A 16642-nucleotide genomic window follows, 5' to 3' on the forward strand; every position below is an offset into this window, starting at 1 on the left:
CCGCCTGTGTCGCCCCGGCCGGTGCCGCGTCGCCTGCGTGCGGCCGTACCCTGGCGTTCGGACTCCACCGGCGTGCCGGCTTCCGGCTTTCGGCGCCACTTTCGGGCGCCGCCTGGGTGTTCGATCCCGGCTGTCCGGACGGAGCGCATCGAGGCATTGCCATGGAAGCGCTCCCATGCAAGAATCGCTGCACGCGGTTCGGGGAGCCACACCGCGAGCTCAGACGCCGAGGGCAGCCGGGTCACCGGTCGGCGTCCGACTCCCCGGCCGGTCCCGTGCGGGCCGGTCGCACCACCACCATGACGCCCGTCCGGGTCGGGCACCCCCCGAATACACCCTGGCGCCGACGGATCCGTCCCCTGGCGGACGCCCGAGCGCCCTTCCACCGGGCCGTACGCGGATCCGGTCTCGCCCAAGGAGATCAGTGGCATGAATCTGTGGAGAAGGCTGTCCGGCCGCAGCCGGGCGCTTGCGCTGACCGGCGCGGGCGTCCTGGTCGCCGGTGGACTGGTGACCCTCCCGGTCACCGCGGCGCAGGCCACGACGCAGTGCAGCGTGGACTACACCACCAGCGACTGGCCCGGTGGCTTCACCGCCACGGTGAACATCAGGAACCTCGGCGACCCGCTCAGTTCGTGGAACCTCGGCTTCACGTTCCCGAACAGCAGCCAGAAGGTGCAGCAGGGCTGGTCGGCGAAGTGGTCGCAGAGCGGCCAGAACGTCACCGCCCAGAACGAGTCCTACAACGGGGCGCTGGGCACCGGCGCCAGCACCAGCATCGGGTTCAACGGCGCCTGGAGCGGCAGCAACCCGAAGCCGACCCAGTTCACGTTGAACGGCACGGTCTGCAACGGCGGCACCACCAGCCCGACGCCGACCAGCCCGACCCCGACGCCGACGAGCCCCAGCCCCACGCCGACCAGCCCCAGCCCGACGCCGACCACGCCGGGCCAGAAGGTCGACAACCCGTACGCCGGGGTGAAGGGGTACGTGAACCCCGAGTGGAAGGCCAAGGCCGAGTCGGTGTCCGGCGGCAACCGGGTGTCGAACAACCCGACCGCCGTCTGGCTGGACCGGATCGCCGCCATCGAGGGCACCGACGGCAGCAGCTCCAACGGCTCGATGGGGGTCCGTGACCACCTGGACGCCGCGCTCGCCCAGGGCGCCGGCTACATCCAGTTCGTCATCTACAACCTGCCCGGCCGCGACTGCTCCGCGCTCGCCTCGAACGGTGAGCTGGGCCCCGACGAGCTGCCCCGCTACAAGGCCGAGTACATCGACCCCATCGCCGCGATCCAGGGCGACGCGAAGTACAAGAACCTGCGCATCGTCAACATCATCGAGATCGACTCGCTGCCCAACCTGGTGACCAACACCTCGGGCAACGCGGGCGGCACCGCGATGTGCGACACGGTCAAGGCCAACGGCGCGTACGTCAACGGGGTCGGCTACGCCCTGGCGAAGCTGGGCGCGATCGGCAACGTCTACAACTACATCGACGCCGCGCACCACGGTTGGATCGGCTGGGACAGCAACTTCGGCCCGGTCGCCGACCAGCTCAAGGCCGCCGCCGTCGCGTCCGGCAGCACCGTCCACAACGTGCACGGCTTCATCGTCAACACCGCCAACTACTCCGCGCTGAAGGAGCCGTACGTCAAGGTCACCGATTCGGTGAACGGCCAGACCGTGCGGCAGTCCAAGTGGATCGACTGGAACCAGTACGTCGACGAGCTCTCGTTCGCCCAGGCCTTCCGGCAGAAGCTGGTCTCGGTCGGCTTCGACAGCGGTATCGGCATGCTGATCGACACGTCCCGCAACGGCTGGGGCGGCACCGCCCGGCCCACCGGTCCGGGCCCGATGACCAGCGTCGACGCCTACGTCGACGGGGGTCGGATCGACCGGCGCTACCACACCGGCAACTGGTGCAACCAGTCCGGCGCGGGCCTCGGCGAGCGGCCGCGGGCCAACCCGGAGCCGGGCATCGACGCGTACGTCTGGGTGAAGCCCCCGGGTGAGTCGGACGGCTCCAGCACGGCCATCCCGAACGACGAGGGCAAGGGCTTCGACCGGATGTGCGACCCGACCTACACCGGAAACGCCCGCAACGGCAACAACCTGTCCGGCGCCCTGCCGAACGCGCCGATCTCCGGTGCGTGGTTCCCGGCCCAGTTCCAGCAGCTCATGCAGAACGCCTACCCGCCGCTCTCCTGATCCGGCGGCCGGCCCACCCGCGGCGGCGGGAGTGAGGCACCGCCGCGCGGGTTCCCCGGGCCCCTGGTCGACCCACGTCGACCAGGGGCCCCGGGCGCTCAGGGGACCGTGCGCTCGATCGCCGCCCGGCCCAGCTCGGCCAGGTCGCGGCGGGCCTGCTCCAGGTTCTCCGGGGTGAGGTCCTGACCCCGGGCCGCCACCAGGTCCTCGGGATCCCACGGCTGCTCGGCACCGGTCCGGATGTTGTCCCCGCCCGCGCCGGTGCCGGTGCCGGTCGCCCCGGTCCCGGCCGCGTACGGGTCACCGAGGATGTCCGGCGAGCCGGTGTCGGGCACCGCGCCGTCGGGCTCGGTGAAGACGGGATTGTTCGGGTCGGTGCCACCGGTGCGCAGCTGCGGCACCGTGCTGTCGTCGTCCACCGCGGCGGCCACCTCGGGGGTCTCCTCCAGCGGCCGCTCGCCACCGCGGTCACGATCCGTCATGCTGCTGCCCTCCTGTCCCTTTCCGTGATCCCCACGGCGTACCCCGTGCGGCCCCGGCCATGCCGACGGCCCCGGGACGGACGCCCGGGGCCGCGGTCAGCGCTCGTCGGCGGCGCGTGGCTCCGGCGGCTCGGTCGGGCGCAGCCACTGCCAGAGCAGCATCAGCAGCCCGAAGGCGAGCATCACCAGGCCCGCCCAGAGGTTGATCCGGACGCCCTGCGCCTTGTCGATCTCGGCGGACGAGTCGAAGAGGCCCATGAGGCCCACGATCAGCCCGTACGCGACGAACAACCCGCCGATCACCCGGCGGATGTCGAACAGCCGCGCCGCCGCCGACCGGGCCTCCTCGGCCTCGGTCTCCTCGACCAGCGGGTCGTGGGCCTCACCCCGGGAGTGGCGTTCGGGGTTGTCTGCCATGGCGTGCCTCCCTTTCTCAGAAGACCGGGATGTAGAACAGGGCGGCGAGGACCACGGCGATCACGCCGAGCAGCACCGGCGAGCGGTACCAGGCGGCGTCGCCGGCCAGCGAGTCGTCCTTCAGCGTGGCGTCGCTCAGGCCGTAGACCAGGCCGGTCAGCTCGTCGTTCCGCTTCGGCCGGGTCAGCGGGGTGAGGATCGCCGCCACGACGGCGACGGTCACGAAGGCGAGGCCGGCGCCCCAGAAGCTCTCCTCCAGGTCGGAGTTGAAGCGGACGACGTGGCCCAGGTGCAGCAGGTAGGTCCCGATCGCCACCACGGTGCCCGCCAGCAGCGACCAGAAGCCGGCGAGCGGGCTCATCCGCCGCCAGAACATGCCGATGATGAAGGTGCCGAAGAGCGGGGCGTTGAACACGGAGAACAGGGCCTGGATGTAGTTCATGATGTTGCTGAACCCGGCCGCGATGAACGCCGTGCCGATGCCGACCACCACCGCCACCACCGTGGCGATCCGGCCCACCTTCACGTAGTACTCGTCCGGGCGGTCCCGCTTGAAGTACGCCTGCCAGATGTCGTACGTGAACACCGTGTTGAACCCGCTGACGTTGGCGGCCATGCCGGCCATGAACGAGGCCACCAGCCCGGTGACCGCGATGCCGAGCACCCCGTTGGGCAGCAGGTCGCGCATGAGCAGCGGGATCGCGTTGTTGTAGACCAGGTCGCCCTCCTCGGCGCCGAGCCCCTTGACGGTGACCAGGGCGATCAGGCCGGGGATCACGGTGACCAGCGGGATGAGCAGCTTCGGGTACGCGCCGATGATCGGGGTCCGGCGGGCGGCGCTCATGTTCCGGGCGGACAGGGCGCGCTGCACCTCGGCGAAGTTGGTGGTCCAGTAGCCGAACGAGAGCACGAAGCCGAGGCCGAAGACGATGCCGAGCCAGTGCGCGCCGAGCGGGTTGTCCGTGCTGCCGGTGTCCTGCCAGGCGTGCAGCCCGGCCTCGCCGAGCTTCGAGTCGCGGACCGCGTCCATCAGGCCGTTCACGCCGCCGACCTTCACGAGGCCGATCACGGTGATCGGCACCAGGCCGGCGATGATCACGAAGAACTGGAGCACCTCGTTGTAGATCGCGCCGGACAGGCCGCCGATGGTGATGTAGGCCAGCACGATCAGCGCGCCGATCACGATCGCCACCCAGAGCGGCCAGCCGAGCAGCGCCTGCATGATCAGCGCGAGCGCGTAGAGGTTGACGCCGGCGATGAGCACCTGGGCGACCGCGAAGCTGATCGCGTTCAACAGGTGCGTCGGCCGGTTGAAGCGCAACCGCAGGTACTCGGGGACGCTGCGGACCTTCGAGCCGTAGTAGAAGGGCATCATCACGATGCCCAGGAAGACCATCGCCGGCACGGCGCCGATCCAGTAGTAGTGGACGGTCATGGCGCCGTACTGGGCGCCGTTGGCCGCCATGCCGATGATCTCCAGGGCGCCCAGGTTCGCCGAGACGAACGCGAGGCCGGTGACCCAGGCGGGCAGCGACCGTCCGGAGAGGAAGAAGTCCACGCTGGTCCGGATGGCCCGTCGTGCGGCGAAACCGATGCCGAGGACCGTGATGAAGTAGAGCGCCAGGATCAGATAGTCCAGGGCGTTCATGTCCAACCGAAGACCGTCACCCATCCCGTGCTCCCTCCGTGGCGAGGCTGCGCCCGCACGTACCCACTTGGGGGAAATTTCATGCCGGGAGTGCGGTCTGTCGCACATGGCGGAGCCCCGGCCGTTTTACCGGCCGGGGCTCCGCGGAGCGGTGTCGTCAGCGGCCCAGGACCCGGTCCAGGAAGTCCCGGTAGCCGCGCACGGCGACCCTGAGCTGCTCGGTGTCGGTCGAGCCGGACTCCTGCCAGCTGCCCAGCCTGGTCTTCTGCTCGCGCAGCGCGGCGGAGAGCGCCTCGATGGCCTCCTCGACCAGCGACTGCGCCTCGCCGACCGCCGCCTGCGGGTCGTCCACGAAGCGGAGCTGGACGTCCCGCCAGCGGTCCCGGAAGTCCTGGGCGGTCTCCTCGGCGAAGAGGGTGGCCGCGTCGGCCGGCACGGCGCCCGGCGTGGGCCGGGCCGCACCGGCCAGGGCGCCGGCCGCGCCCGCGCCGGCCGCGGCGGTGCTCGTGTCCGGGTCGACCATCGCCGGCTCGGCGCTGCCGTACCCGGCCCCGGCGGCGGCCGGTGCGTCGTCGGACGCCCCGCCAGGGTGGGCCGCCTCCCAACGGTCCGGGTCGTGCAGCCGGTCGCCCGCCGTCGGGTCGGCCCGCTCGTCGTCGAACGCGTCGGTCCGGCCCGGCGCGCCGTCGCCCGGCACGGCGGTGTCCTCGCCGCGCGGGTCCCGCTCGTCCTCGGGCCGGCCGCTGGCCATCGCGGAGGCGGCCACCGCGTCGCCCACCGAGGTCGCCCCGAAGGCGGTCGGCAGCGGCGCGGGGTCGTGGTACACCGGCCGGTCGTCGGCGTCGGCGGCCTCCGCGTCGCTGAGCTCCCCGGCGTCGTACGCCCGGGTCTCGTCGGATTCCGCGTCCCGGCGCTCGGCGCGCTCGTCGGCGACCGCCGGGTCGTCGAAGGTGCCCCGGTCGTCCAGAGCGTCCTCGGGCACGTCGGCCCGGTCGGCCCCGGGCCCGTCGCCGACGGTCCGGTCGCCGGAGGGCGGGACCGGCACCGGAGTGGACCGGACGGCCTCGGGGTGGTCCTGCGTGACCTGCTGCTCTTCCTGACGCATGGCGGCGGCCTCCTCAGCGGCTCGTGGCGTCGTGCTCGTGGTCGGGGTGGCGCTGCTCCGGCGGCTGGTGCCCGACTGGGTCCTCGCCGAGCAGGTCGGCGAAGAGGGCGCGGTAGTGCACGAGCGCCTGCCGGAGATCCTCGGTGCCGGCCTCGCCGCGCTCGTTGCGCAGCCGGATGTCGTGGGCGTCGCGGTAGTGGGTGAGGGTTTGGGCGTGCTCGACGGAAAGGTGGGCGATCTGTTCGGAGAAGTCCCCGGTGGGGTACCCGCGCTCCGCGATCAGCCGGGTGACCAGTTCGTCGGCGTCGCCGACGGTTTCCGCGGGGGAGTCGACGAAACGCACCTGGAGTTCCTCCCAGGCGGCGGCGTACCGGGCCCGCGACTCCGGGCTGAGCGGGGTCAGCTCCAGCTCGGCGTGGCGGCGTTCCCGTTCCCGCAGCTCCCGCTCGGCGGCGCCGCGGCTGTCCTGCTCGGCGACGGCCCGGTCGTACTCGGGGCCGAAACGCTGCCTGAGGGCCCGGCGGCGGCTGGCGACCACGGCGACCGCGGCGAGCGCCGCGAGCACCAGAACGACGATGACTATGACGACTACCTGGGTGGGCGACATGGCTCCTCCTTCGCCCGCTGGTATTCCCTCCGGTCCGTGATCGTCAATCCCGATCGGGGGTACTTTCCTGCGCGATCGTGCCCCCGGCGCCTGCCCACGGCACGGCCGGGCACACGTCCGTTTCGCGCCGCGAAAGGTGGACCGACCCCAGAAGCGGCGTCCGGGTGACGAACCGGGCGGCGCGCGGCGCGGCCGGCGAGCGGCCTCCGGTACGCCCCTTGTGGACGAAATCCCGCCGGTCCCTTCCGGCGGTGCCGTGCCGTCCAACGGTGTCCACAGCGAACATTCCGGACCGTAGTGAGGGGCGAGACGGCCGGTAGTGCATCCGGCTGGGATTACGTATCCTGCCCAAGGCGCCCGGGCCGGGGCCCGGCGTCGCGGCCCTCCGGCCGGTGCCGGCGCCACCCCTGCGACACCTTCCCCCGGGCGAGGTTGGATGAACACCCGAGACTGGCCGATCCGCGCCAAGCTGACCGCGCTGGTCATCGGTCCGGTGACCGGGCTGCTGGCACTGTGGATCTTCGCCACCACGCTGACCTTCGGGCCGGCCCTCGACCTGCTCGCCGCACGCACCCTCCTCTATGACCTGGGCCGGCCCGGTGAGAGCGTGGTCGCCGAGCTGCAACGGGAACGCCGGCTCTCGGTCGTCCAGCTCGCCGGCGACACCGCCCTGCCCGCTCTGGCCGAGCAGCGCGTCCGCACCGACCGGGCGATCGCCGAGCTGCGCCGCCGGGTCGACGGGGACAAGCTCCGCGACGCCGCCGACGACCTGCTCGACGCCCGGCTCGACCAGCTGGTCTCGGCCCTCGACGCGCTGCCCGCCGGGCGGGGCTTCATCGACGGCCGGAAGGTGGACCAGGCCGGCGCCGTCGGACTCTACAGCGGGATGATCGGCTCCGCCTTCCAGACCTTCGCCGCCATGGCCACGCTGCCCGACGCCCAGCTCAACCGGCAGGCGCTGGCGCTCACCGGGCTCGGCCGGTCCCGGGAGCTGCTCGGCCAGGCCGACGCGCTGCTGGCCGGCGCGGTCACCGCGGGCCGGTACGCCGAGGGTGAGCACGAGCAGCTGGTCCGCACCATCGAGAACCAGCGCTTCCTGGCCGAGAACGCGGTGGCCGACCTGCCGCCCGCCGAACGGACCGGTTACCAGCGACTCACCGAGGGGGAGGCGTTCGTCCGGCTGCGCGCCCTTCAGGACACCCTGGTCCGCGCCCGCGACCTGCCGGCCGGGTTCGACATCCGGGCCTGGGAGACCAGCCACGCCGCGGTCTCGCAGGGCCTGCGGGACTTCGAGCTGCGCGGCGCGGACACCCTCACCGAGCGGTCCGTGCCCATGGCCGTCCAGATCCTGGTCCGGCTGGCGGCCGCCGGGGTGCTCGGCCTGGTCGCCATCGTGGTCTGCGTGCTGGTGGCGCTGCGGGTCGGCCGGTCCCTGGACCGCCGGCTCACCGGGGTCCGCACCGCCGCGCTGGAGATGGCCGAGCACCGTCTGCCCGACGTGGTGGCCCGGCTGCGCCGCGGCGAGGAGGTCGACGTCGCCCGCGAGGCGCCCGAGCTGGACCACGGCGGCGACGAGATCGGCCAGGTGGGGCGCGCCTTCAACGAGGTGCGCCGCACGGCCGTGCAGGCCGCCGTCGACGAGGTCACCCTGCGTCGCGGCCTCAACGAGGTCTTCCTGAACATCGCCCGGCGCAGTCAGGGCCTGGTGCACCGGCAGCTGGCGCTGCTGGACCGGCTGGAGCGGCGGACCGAGGACCCGGACGAGCTGGCCGGGCTGTTCCAGGTCGACCACCTCGCCACCCGGCTCCGGCGGCACGCCGAGGACCTGGTCATCCTGGCCGGCGCGGCCCCCGGCCGGGGCTGGCGCAACCCGGTCGCCGCGGTCGACGTGGTGCGCGGCGCGATCTCCGAGGTCGAGTCGTACGACCGGGTCGACGTGGGCGAGGTCCGGCCGGCCGGTGTGCTCGGCCGTGCCGTCGGCGACCTGATCCACCTGCTCGCCGAGCTGGTCGAGAACGCCACCGTCTTCTCCCCGCCGGGCAGCCGGGTGACCATCACCGGCCGCACGGTGCCCGGCGGCTACACCGTCGAGATCACCGACCGGGGGCTCGGCATGTCGCCGACGGCCCTGGCGGACGCCAACCGCAAGCTGTCCCACGCCCCGGAGTTCGACCCGACCGACAGCGCCCGGCTCGGCCACTTCGTGGTCGCCCGGCTGGCCGCCCGGCACGGCGTCCGGGTCGAGCTCCGCCCCGCCGCGCCCGGCGGGATCACGGCCGCCGTGTTCGTCCCGTCGGACCTGATCACCGCCGAGCCGGCGATCGGCCCGACCGGCCCGGACGCCGACCGGCCCGGGCGGGACGACCGGCGGATGGCCAAGGTGACCCGGTTGGCCACGGTCCCCCGGACGCGGGCTTCCCGGCCCGGCCGGGACCGCCCCGAGTCGGCGGTCGTGCCGCTGCCCGCCGGCCGACCCTCCGCCGTCGAGACGCCGGCGGACGCCGACGGCCTGCCCCGCCGGGTCCGTCGGCGCGGGCCGGCGGCCCGCCCCCGGCCGGTCGTCGCGGACAACCCGGCCCACCGCCCGCCCGAGGAGGCCCGGCGCGCCATGTCCGCGCTCCAGGCCGGCACCGCCCGGGGCCGCCGCGACGGCTCCCGCGCCGCCACCGACCCCGGCGCCGCCCGCAGCCGGCCCGCCCCGGCGGCGGCGGGCGGTCCGGCCGCCGACCCCACCGCCGCCCCGGGCCGGGCCGGCGCTCCGCCCACCGACGCGGCCCGTACCCGGGCCACCGAGCCCTCCCCGCCCGAACCGGCGGCGGCTCCGGACCAACGAACCGCGACTGAGAGGGACGCCTAGTGGTGCACACGACGCGGCAGAACGCCGATCTCGACTGGTTGCTCGACGACCTGGTGGAGCGGGTGCCGGGCGCCCGCCAGGCGGTGGTGCTGTCGGCGGACGGCCTCATGCTCGGCGCGTCCGCCGAGCTGGACCGCACCGACGCGGAACACCTCTGCGCCCTGGCCTCCGGTTTCTCCAGCCTCGCCAAGGGGGCCACCCGGCACGTGGGTGGCGGCGCGGTCCGGCAGACCGTGGTGGAGATGGAGTCGGCCTACCTGTTCGTCACGGCCGCCGGGCAGGGCGCCTGCCTGGCCGTGGTGAGCGACGCCGACGCCGACATCGGCCTGGTGGCGTACGAGATGGCCATGCTGGTCATCCGGGTCGGCGAGAACCTCAGCGCACCGGCCCGCACGGCGGCGACCGATGCGGGCTGAGTCGCCGGGCCCGCAGCACGAGTGGCTGGACGCCGCCGCCGGCCCCGTGGTCCGCCCGTACACCGTGACCGGTGGCCGGGTGCGCCCGCCGGTCGACGGCTTCGACCTGGTGGCGTTCGTGCTGACCACGCCGGGGGCCGACCCGGCCGGCGTGCCCGGTCTCCAGCCGGAGCACCGGCGCCTCGCCGAACTGGCCCGCCGACCGGTGGCCGTGGCCGACCTCGCCGCCGACCTGGATCTCGCCGTCGGCGTGGTCCGGGTGCTGCTCGGCGACCTCCTCGCCCGGGGGCTGGTCACCGTGCGCCGGCCGGCCGCCGCCCACCTGCCCGACGACAACATCCTCAAGGCGGTGGTCAGTGGACTCCGTGCGCTTTGACCGGGAGCCGGCCGCGCCGCGGGTGCCGCTGGCTCTGAAGATCCTCATCGCCGGTGGCTTCGGCGCGGGCAAGACGACGCTGGTGAGCGCGTTGAGCGAGGTCCGGCCGTTGCAGACCGAGGAGGTGCTGACCGGCGCCGGCATCGGCACCGACGACGTCTCCGGGGTGGAGCAGAAGTCGACCACCACCGTGGCGATGGACTTCGGCCGCATCACCATCAACGACGACCTGCAGGTCTACCTCTTCGGCACCCCGGGGCAGGACCGGTTCTGGTTCCTCTGGGACGAGCTGGCGTTCGGAGCGCTCGGCGCCGTGGTGCTGGCCGACACCCGGCGGCTGGCCGACTGCTTCCCCTCGATCGACTACTTCGAGCAGCGGGGCATCCCGTTCGTGGTGGGTGTGAACTGCTTCGACGGGTCCCGCCGGTTCAGCCTGGAGGCGGTCCGCGACGCCCTGGACCTGGACCCGGACGTGCCGCTGGTGCTCTGCGACGCCCGGGACCGGCAGTCCGGCAAGCTGGTGCTGATCTCGCTGGTCGAGCACGTCGCGCGGCAGCGCGGCGAGCCGGTGCCGGTGGGCTGACCCGCCGCGCCCGCCGGCTCGGCCGGAAAGCCGGCGCCGGGAATGACGCCTAACCTGCCGGCTCACCGGGAAGGCTCTGGTTGGATCAACGATGGGACGGCGGAAGGTGGGAGCGGTGACCGGGCAGGACGCGATCGTCCACATCGGGGGCTACACGGCGGAGTCGGGCGGGCGGGCCGAGGGCATCGTCGCCGCCCGGCGCGACCCGGCGACGGGGGCGCTGACCCCGCTCGGCACGGTGGCGGTCACCCCGTCGCCGTCGTTCCTCGTCCGGCATCCGGCGCTGCCGGTGCTCTATGCGGTCAACGAGCTGGCCGAGGGGCAGGTCAGCGCCTTCCGGACCGGTCCGGACGGCGACCTCGACCCGCTCGGCGCACGCCCGACCGGCGGGGCGGAGCCCTGCCATCTGGCGGTGGCACCGGACGGCCGGCACCTGTTCGTGGCGAACTACGGCGGCGGAAGCGTGGCGGTCTTCCCTCTCGACGCCGACGGCACGCCGGGGGAGCGCAGCGACCTGGTCCGGCACGAGGGGCACGGCGCCGACCCGGAGCGGCAGGAGCAGGCGCACTGCCACATGGTCTCGCCCGACCCGGCGGCCGGTCCGCTGCTCGCCGTCGACCTGGGCACCGACTCGGTCTACCGGTACGACCTCGACGTCCCCTCGGGGCGGCTGGTGCCCCGCGCCCCCCGACTGCGGACGCCGGCCGGCACCGGGCCCCGGCACCTGGCCCGGCACCCCGACGGGCGGCGCTGCTGGCTCGTCGGCGAGCTGGACGGGACGGTCACCGCGTACGACCTGACCCCGGACGGGCTGCACCAGCGGGTCCGGGTGGACGCCAGCGGCCGGGCCGGGCACGTGCAGCCCTCCGAGGTCGCCGTCGGGCCGGACGGCCGTTTCCTCTACGTGGGCAACCGGGGTGTGGGCACGGTCGCGGTGTTCGCGCTAAACGGCGAGGCGCCCGAGCTGGTGGCCGAGGTGGACACCGGCGGGGAGTGGCCCCGGCACTTCGCCCGGACCGGCGAGCACCTCTACGTGGCCGACGAGCGGGCCGGCATGATCAGGATCTTCCGGGTGGACCCGGGCACCGGCGTGCCGGAGCCCGTGGGCGAGCCGGTGCCGGTGGCGAGTCCCACCTGTGTCCGTCCGTGACGGGGCAGTCACCGGAACACCGTCCGCAGTGGACTTTGATCACCTGGGATGACTGACCACTCACTCAATGTGATGATTTGGCGATCAACTGTTTCTCCTGCGTAACTTTCGTCCGAACGGTTGTGGCACTAACCCCACGAGATACGCAAGATGGTCACCGTGTCTGGCCGCCATCGCATGCGTTCGAACCTCCGTGGGGCAGGTGCCGTTGCCGCGGCCACCGCGCTCGTCGTCGTCGTAGCCGGCTCCTGGTTCGGTTATCAGCAGCTGGCCGGCCCGAACTGCTCGGGGCGGATCGAGCTGTCCGTCGCGGCGGCCCCGGAGATCGCCCCCGCCGTGCGCGGAGCGGCCGACCAGTGGGTCGCCGACGGCGCGGCCGTCGGCGAGACCTGCATCGCCGTGAACGTCTCCTCCGCCGAGCCGGTCGACGTCGCCGCCGCGGTGGCGAGCAAGCACGGCGCCACCCTGGCCGGGGTCGGGCAGGCCAGCGGCACCGTGGTCACGCCGGACGTCTGGGTGCCCGACTCCTCCACCTGGCTGCTGCGGCTCAAGAGCGGCGGCGCCACCGCGTTCGCGCCGGCCAACGGCGCCTCGATCGCCCGCAGTCCGGTGGTGGTCGCCCTGCCCGAGCCGGTGGCCTCCCGGGTCGGCTGGCCGGACAAGGAGCTGCGCTGGACCGACCTGCTGGGCCAGGTCACCAGCGGCAAGCCGTTGCGTGCCGGGATCGTCGAGCCGACCCAGGACGCCGCCGGCCTGTCCGGGCTGCTCTCGCTGACCGCCGCCGCGAGCGCCACGGGCGCCGCCGGCTCGCCGAAGGCCCAGGAGGCGATGGTTGGTGCCCTGCGGGCGCTGGCCACCAACCGCTCCTCGCTGCGGGAGGACCTCCTGGCCCGCTTCCCGCGCTCGTCGGACCCGACGGCCATCGCCAACGCGCTGGGCGCGGCGGCGCTGTCGGAAGAGGACGTGATCGCGTACAACAACACCAAGCCGCCGATCCCGCTGGCGGCGCTCTACCTCAAGCCCGATCCGATCGCGCTGGACTACCCGTTCGCCGTGCTGCCCGGCATCGAGCCGACCAAGGCGTCGGCCGCCCGGGTGCTCTTCGAGGTGCTGCGCACCCCGGGCTTCAAGAACCGGCTGGCCGGTCAGGCCCTGCGGGCGCCGGACGGCAACTGGGGCGACGGGTTCAAGGCGCCGCAGGGTGCGCCGAGCCCGGCGAACGGCGGCGCGACCGCCATCCCGGCGGCCGGGCAGGGCGGCGCGGCCGACCTGGACCCGGTCGCCATCCAGAAGGCGACCACCACCTGGTCGGTGGCGACCCAGTCCGGCCGCATGCTCTGCGTCATCGACGTCTCCGGCTCGATGAAGAAGCCGGTGGCGACCGCCGGCGGCGCCAGCCGGGAGCAGGTCACCGTCGCCGCCGCGAGTCAGGGCCTGGGGCTCTTCGACGACTCCTGGTCGATCGGCCTGTGGACCTTCTCCACCAATCTGAACGGATCGCAGGACTACCGCGAGCTGATCGGGATCAAGCCGCTGTCGAGCAACCGCGGCCCGATCCAGCAGCGCCTGGCCGCGATCCGGCCCTCGAGCGGCAACACCGGCCTCTACGACACGATGCTGGCGGCCTACAAGAAGGTCCAGCAGGACTGGGAGCCCGGCAAGGTCAACTCGATCGTGCTGTTCACCGACGGCAAGAACGAGGATGACCACGGCATCTCCCAGAAGGCCCTGCTGAGCCAGCTCAAGCAGCTGCGCGACGAGGAGCAGCCGGTCCAGGTGATCATCATCGGCATCGGCACCGAGGTCAGCCTCGCCGAGCTCACGTCGATCACCAAGGAGACCGGCGGTGGCGCCTTCGTCACGACCGACCCGAGCAAGATCGGTGAGATCTTCCTGCAGGCGATCGCGCTGCGGCCGCCGGCGCCGCGCTGATCCGGCACTCAGTGAGGGTGTTCCGCCGTACCGGCAGATCCGGTACGGCGGAACGCTTCTCGGTAGAAGAGAACTGACGGCAATGTGTCCGAAGCAATCGGTAACCATAATTGTCGAGGCAAGATGACCGGGTGCTCCGAACCGCGGGATCCCCACCGGGACCGCGCGGCGCGGGGTCGTCCTGAGCGAAGTGGGGAGGGCCGGTGACCTCGGCGACGCTGTTGACCCCCGCCAGCACGTCGTCGCGACCCGGTGGCGACCGCCCCGGACCGACGACGCGCGCCGCGGAGCGGGCCTACATCCGGGTCCTGGCGGTGCTGGACACCGCCGTGCTGACCGTCGCCATCCTGATCGGGTACGTGGCCCGGTTCGGCGACGAGGAACCGAGCGGCTCCGAGATCCCCTACGTGGTGGTCGCGCCCGCCCTGCTGCTGGTCTGGCTGGTTTCGCTCAAGGCGATGCGCTGCTACGACGACCAGGTGCTGGGCTACGGCGCCGACGAGTACCGGCGGGTCAGCGCGGCGAGCCTGCGGCTGGCCGGCGGCATCGCCATCGCCGGCTACATCGCCGACGTGGGGGTCTCCCGCGGCTTCCTGGCCATCTCCTTCGCGGTCGGCACGCTCGGCCTGGAGGTGGCCCGGTTCGCCGCCCGCAAGCGGCTGCACCGCGCCCGCGACCGGGGCGCCGGCTGGTCCCGCAAGGTGCTGGTGGTCGGCGACACCGCGCACGTGCTGGAGCTGGTGCACACGCTGCGCCGCGAGCCCTACGCCGGCTACCAGGTCGTCGGCGCCTGCATCCCGGACGCGCTGCTCGCCCCGGTGCCGCAGCGGCTGGGCGACGTGCCGGTGGTGGGCTCCTTCCGGGGCATCCCGGAGGCGGCCACCGCGATCGGCGCGGACACCGTGGCGGTCACCGCCTCGGGCGAGCTGACCGCGGCCCGGCTGCGCCGGCTGGGCTGGCAGCTGGAGGGCACGGGTGTCGACCTCGTGGTGGCCCCGGCGCTCACCGACGTCGCCGGCCCGCGCATCCACACCCGGCCGGTGGCCGGCCTGCCGCTGATCCACGTCGAGGCGCCCGAGTTCCGGGGCGCCCGCAAGCTGGTCAAGGGTTTCGTCGACCGGTCGATCTCGCTGATCGCCCTGCTCCTGCTGTCGCCGCTGCTGGCGGTGATCGCCCTGGCCATCAAGCTGGACAGCCGCGGCCCGGTGCTGTTCCGCCAGACCCGGGTCGGTCAGGGCGGCAAGGAGTTCGGCGTCTTCAAGTTCCGCACCATGGTCGTCAACGCCGACGCCCTGCTCGCCGAGCTGGCCGCACGCAACGAGACCGACGGCCTGATGTTCAAAATGCGCGACGACCCCCGGGTGACCCGGGTGGGCCGGCTGCTGCGCAAGTGGTCCCTGGACGAGCTGCCCCAGCTGGCCAACGTGCTGCTCGGCCAGATGAGCCTGGTCGGTCCGCGCCCGCCGCTGCCCTCCGAGGTGGCCCGCTACGACGGCGACGTGGCCCGCCGGCTGCTGGTCAAGCCCGGCATGACCGGCCTCTGGCAGGTCAGCGGCCGGTCCGACCTGAGCTGGGAGGACGGCATCCGGCTCGACCTCTACTACGTGGAGAACTGGTCTCTGGCCGCCGACCTCACCATCCTCTGGAAGACGTTCGGCGCGGTGGTCAACAGCCGCGGCGCGTACTGACCCGGCGGGCGGCCGGGGCCGGTCAGGGCTGCGGGCCGAGCCAGTCCAGGCAGACCACCACCGCGTCGTCGACCAGGTCGCCGGCCACGAAGGCGCGCAGGTCGCCGATCAGCGACCGGACGGCGTCCAGCGGCTCCATCGGCCCGGTGCGCCGCAGGAAGCGGTCCAGCGCGGTCTCGCCGTAGCGGATCCGCTCCTGGGTGGCGTCGATGACCCCGTCGCTGACCACGAAGAGCCGGTCCCCGCGCTGCAGCTCGAAGCGCTGCTCCCGGTAGTCGGTGCCCTCGAACATGCCGAGCGGGAACTGCTTGTCCAGGACCTGCTCGGTCACCTCGCCGTCGCGCAGCAGCACCAGGCGGGGCGAGCCGGCGTCGACCACGTTCAGCGTCCCGGTCGCCAGGTCCAGCTCCAGCAGGAGCGCGGAGAGGTGCTGCTCGCCCCGGTGCAGCGCGTAGATCGCCTGGTCCGCGAGGGCGGCCTGGTCGGCCAGCCCCAGCTGGGCGCGGCGGGCGTTGCGCAGCGCGTGGGTGGCCAGCGAGGTGAGCATCGAGGCGGCCACCCCCTCGCCCGAGCCGTTGATCACCGACAGCCAGAGCCGGTGGCCGTCGTCGGACCAGTCGAAGCCGTCGCCGCGCACCGCGTACGCGGGCTCCAGCTGGCCGGCCAGGCTGAAGGAGGGGCGGATCCGGCTGCGGCCGGGCAGCAGCTCCCACTGCATCTCGGCGGCCAGGGTGAGCCGGCGGCTGCGCCGGGCGGTCAGGTAGATGTCCGTGGTGGCCGCCACGGCGGCCAGCTCGTGCCCGAGAGCGGTGGCGACGGCGTCCAGCTCGGCCAGGGCGGCCGGGTCAGCCGGCACCGGTGCGATCCGGAGCACCCCGCGCCGCTCGCCGCGCATCCCGACCGGGAACCAGCCGGTGCCCTCCGACACGATGGGCTCCTGGTGGTCGAAGCAGCGCCAGGCCGGGTGGCCGGGGGTGACGATCGACTCACCCCCGCCCAGCGGCAGCAGCGCGGCCAACCGGTAGTCGACCTGGTACAGCTCGGTGCGGGTGATCCCGTACGACCGTTCCAGCTCGGCGGCGAGCCGGTCGACGAGCTGGTCGGTCGGCGCCTCGGTGAGGCTCCGCCGTGCCCGATCCTCCGGTCCGCTCATCTTTGCTCCTTTGCACA

At 73.4% G+C, this 16642-nt stretch carries 14 protein-coding genes; 8 read left to right on the forward strand and 6 right to left on the reverse strand.

The features are described from left to right. Positions 1–429: 429 nt before the first annotated feature. On the forward strand, positions 430–2211 hold the full coding sequence (locus tag RMN56_RS17415; protein ID WP_313718495.1) for a glycoside hydrolase family 6 protein: 1782 nt from the start codon (positions 430–432) through the stop codon (positions 2209–2211). A gap of 98 nt (positions 2212–2309) precedes the next feature. Here RMN56_RS17415 and RMN56_RS17420 read toward each other — a convergent pair whose 3' ends face one another. The 5 genes from RMN56_RS17420 to RMN56_RS17440 form a co-directional block, all read right to left on the reverse strand. Further along, a complete protein-coding gene (locus RMN56_RS17420) occupies positions 2310–2693 on the reverse strand; it encodes a hypothetical protein (protein ID WP_313718496.1) in 384 nt (127 codons plus the stop codon). A 96-nt stretch (positions 2694–2789) separates the two neighbouring features. Continuing rightward, positions 2790–3110 (reverse strand): hypothetical protein, encoded by a 321-nt coding sequence (locus RMN56_RS17425; RefSeq protein WP_313718497.1) that lies wholly within the window; start codon positions 3108–3110, stop codon positions 2790–2792. Between the two features lie 16 nt (positions 3111–3126). Beyond that, positions 3127–4782 (reverse strand): sodium:solute symporter family protein, encoded by a 1656-nt coding sequence (locus tag RMN56_RS17430; protein ID WP_313718498.1) that lies wholly within the window; start codon positions 4780–4782, stop codon positions 3127–3129. Between the two features lie 133 nt (positions 4783–4915). Further along, on the reverse strand, positions 4916–5863 hold the full coding sequence (locus tag RMN56_RS17435; RefSeq protein WP_313718499.1) for a hypothetical protein: 948 nt from the start codon (positions 5861–5863) through the stop codon (positions 4916–4918). Positions 5864–5876: 13 nt separating this feature from the next. Continuing rightward, positions 5877–6470 carry a hypothetical protein gene (locus RMN56_RS17440; protein WP_313718500.1) on the reverse strand — a complete coding sequence of 198 codons (594 nt, stop codon included), beginning with the start codon at positions 6468–6470 and terminating at the stop codon, positions 5877–5879. 436 nt (positions 6471–6906) lie between these two features. On the opposite strand from RMN56_RS17440, the gene RMN56_RS17445 reads away from it, so the two are divergent. The 7 genes from RMN56_RS17445 to RMN56_RS17475 all read left to right on the forward strand — a co-directional run bounded on the left by RMN56_RS17445 (position 6907) and on the right by RMN56_RS17475 (position 15472). Further along, positions 6907–9327, forward strand: a complete 2421-nt coding sequence (locus RMN56_RS17445) for a sensor histidine kinase (RefSeq protein ID WP_313718501.1) — start codon at positions 6907–6909, stop codon at positions 9325–9327. After that, positions 9327–9743, forward strand: coding sequence for a roadblock/LC7 domain-containing protein (locus tag RMN56_RS17450; protein WP_313718502.1), 417 nt, complete (start codon positions 9327–9329; stop codon positions 9741–9743). Before RMN56_RS17445 ends, RMN56_RS17450 begins: the two co-directional genes overlap by 1 nt. Next, complete coding sequence (locus RMN56_RS17455; protein ID WP_262284692.1) at positions 9733–10119, forward strand: DUF742 domain-containing protein; 387 nt, start codon at positions 9733–9735, stop codon at positions 10117–10119. Before RMN56_RS17450 ends, RMN56_RS17455 begins: the two co-directional genes overlap by 11 nt. Continuing rightward, positions 10100–10702, forward strand: a complete 603-nt coding sequence (locus RMN56_RS17460; RefSeq protein WP_107078959.1) for a GTP-binding protein — start codon at positions 10100–10102, stop codon at positions 10700–10702. Before RMN56_RS17455 ends, RMN56_RS17460 begins: the two co-directional genes overlap by 20 nt. A gap of 115 nt (positions 10703–10817) precedes the next feature. Next, positions 10818–11852, forward strand: a complete 1035-nt coding sequence (locus RMN56_RS17465; protein ID WP_313718504.1) for a lactonase family protein — start codon at positions 10818–10820, stop codon at positions 11850–11852. A 177-nt stretch (positions 11853–12029) separates the two neighbouring features. Further along, positions 12030–13784 (forward strand): VWA domain-containing protein, encoded by a 1755-nt coding sequence (locus RMN56_RS17470; RefSeq protein ID WP_313718505.1) that lies wholly within the window; start codon positions 12030–12032, stop codon positions 13782–13784. 203 nt (positions 13785–13987) lie between these two features. Beyond that, positions 13988–15472: a sugar transferase gene (locus RMN56_RS17475; protein ID WP_313718506.1), complete on the forward strand. Its 1485-nt coding sequence runs from the start codon at positions 13988–13990 to the stop codon at positions 15470–15472. A 22-nt stretch (positions 15473–15494) separates the two neighbouring features. Here RMN56_RS17475 and RMN56_RS17480 read toward each other — a convergent pair whose 3' ends face one another. Further along, the gene (locus tag RMN56_RS17480; RefSeq protein WP_313718507.1) at positions 15495–16625 is read right to left on the reverse strand and encodes a PP2C family protein-serine/threonine phosphatase; all 1131 of its coding nucleotides are present in this window, start codon (positions 16623–16625) and stop codon (positions 15495–15497) included. Positions 16626–16642: the final 17 nt, after the last annotated feature.

This window comes from Micromonospora halotolerans, assembly GCF_032108445.1.
In the GTDB taxonomy this organism is placed as follows: Bacteria; Actinomycetota; Actinomycetes; order Mycobacteriales; family Micromonosporaceae; genus Micromonospora; species Micromonospora halotolerans.

What these genes read in the sequence shown, in the direction of transcription:
- RMN56_RS17445 (WP_313718501.1), top strand. Translation starts at nt 6,907, where the DNA reads ATGAACACCCGAGACTGGCCGATCCGCGCCAAGCTGACCGCGCTGGTC.
- RMN56_RS17415 (WP_313718495.1), top strand. Translation starts at nt 430, where the DNA reads ATGAATCTGTGGAGAAGGCTGTCCGGCCGCAGCCGGGCGCTTGCGCTG.
- RMN56_RS17440 (WP_313718500.1), bottom strand. Translation starts at nt 6,470, where the DNA reads ATGTCGCCCACCCAGGTAGTCGTCATAGTCATCGTCGTTCTGGTGCTC.
- RMN56_RS17430 (WP_313718498.1), bottom strand. Translation starts at nt 4,782, where the DNA reads ATGGGTGACGGTCTTCGGTTGGACATGAACGCCCTGGACTATCTGATC.
- RMN56_RS17425 (WP_313718497.1), bottom strand. Translation starts at nt 3,110, where the DNA reads ATGGCAGACAACCCCGAACGCCACTCCCGGGGTGAGGCCCACGACCCG.
- RMN56_RS17420 (WP_313718496.1), bottom strand. Translation starts at nt 2,693, where the DNA reads ATGACGGATCGTGACCGCGGTGGCGAGCGGCCGCTGGAGGAGACCCCC.
- RMN56_RS17470 (WP_313718505.1), top strand. Translation starts at nt 12,030, where the DNA reads ATGCGTTCGAACCTCCGTGGGGCAGGTGCCGTTGCCGCGGCCACCGCG.
- RMN56_RS17455 (WP_262284692.1), top strand. Translation starts at nt 9,733, where the DNA reads ATGCGGGCTGAGTCGCCGGGCCCGCAGCACGAGTGGCTGGACGCCGCC.
- RMN56_RS17435 (WP_313718499.1), bottom strand. Translation starts at nt 5,863, where the DNA reads ATGCGTCAGGAAGAGCAGCAGGTCACGCAGGACCACCCCGAGGCCGTC.
- RMN56_RS17480 (WP_313718507.1), bottom strand. Translation starts at nt 16,625, where the DNA reads ATGAGCGGACCGGAGGATCGGGCACGGCGGAGCCTCACCGAGGCGCCG.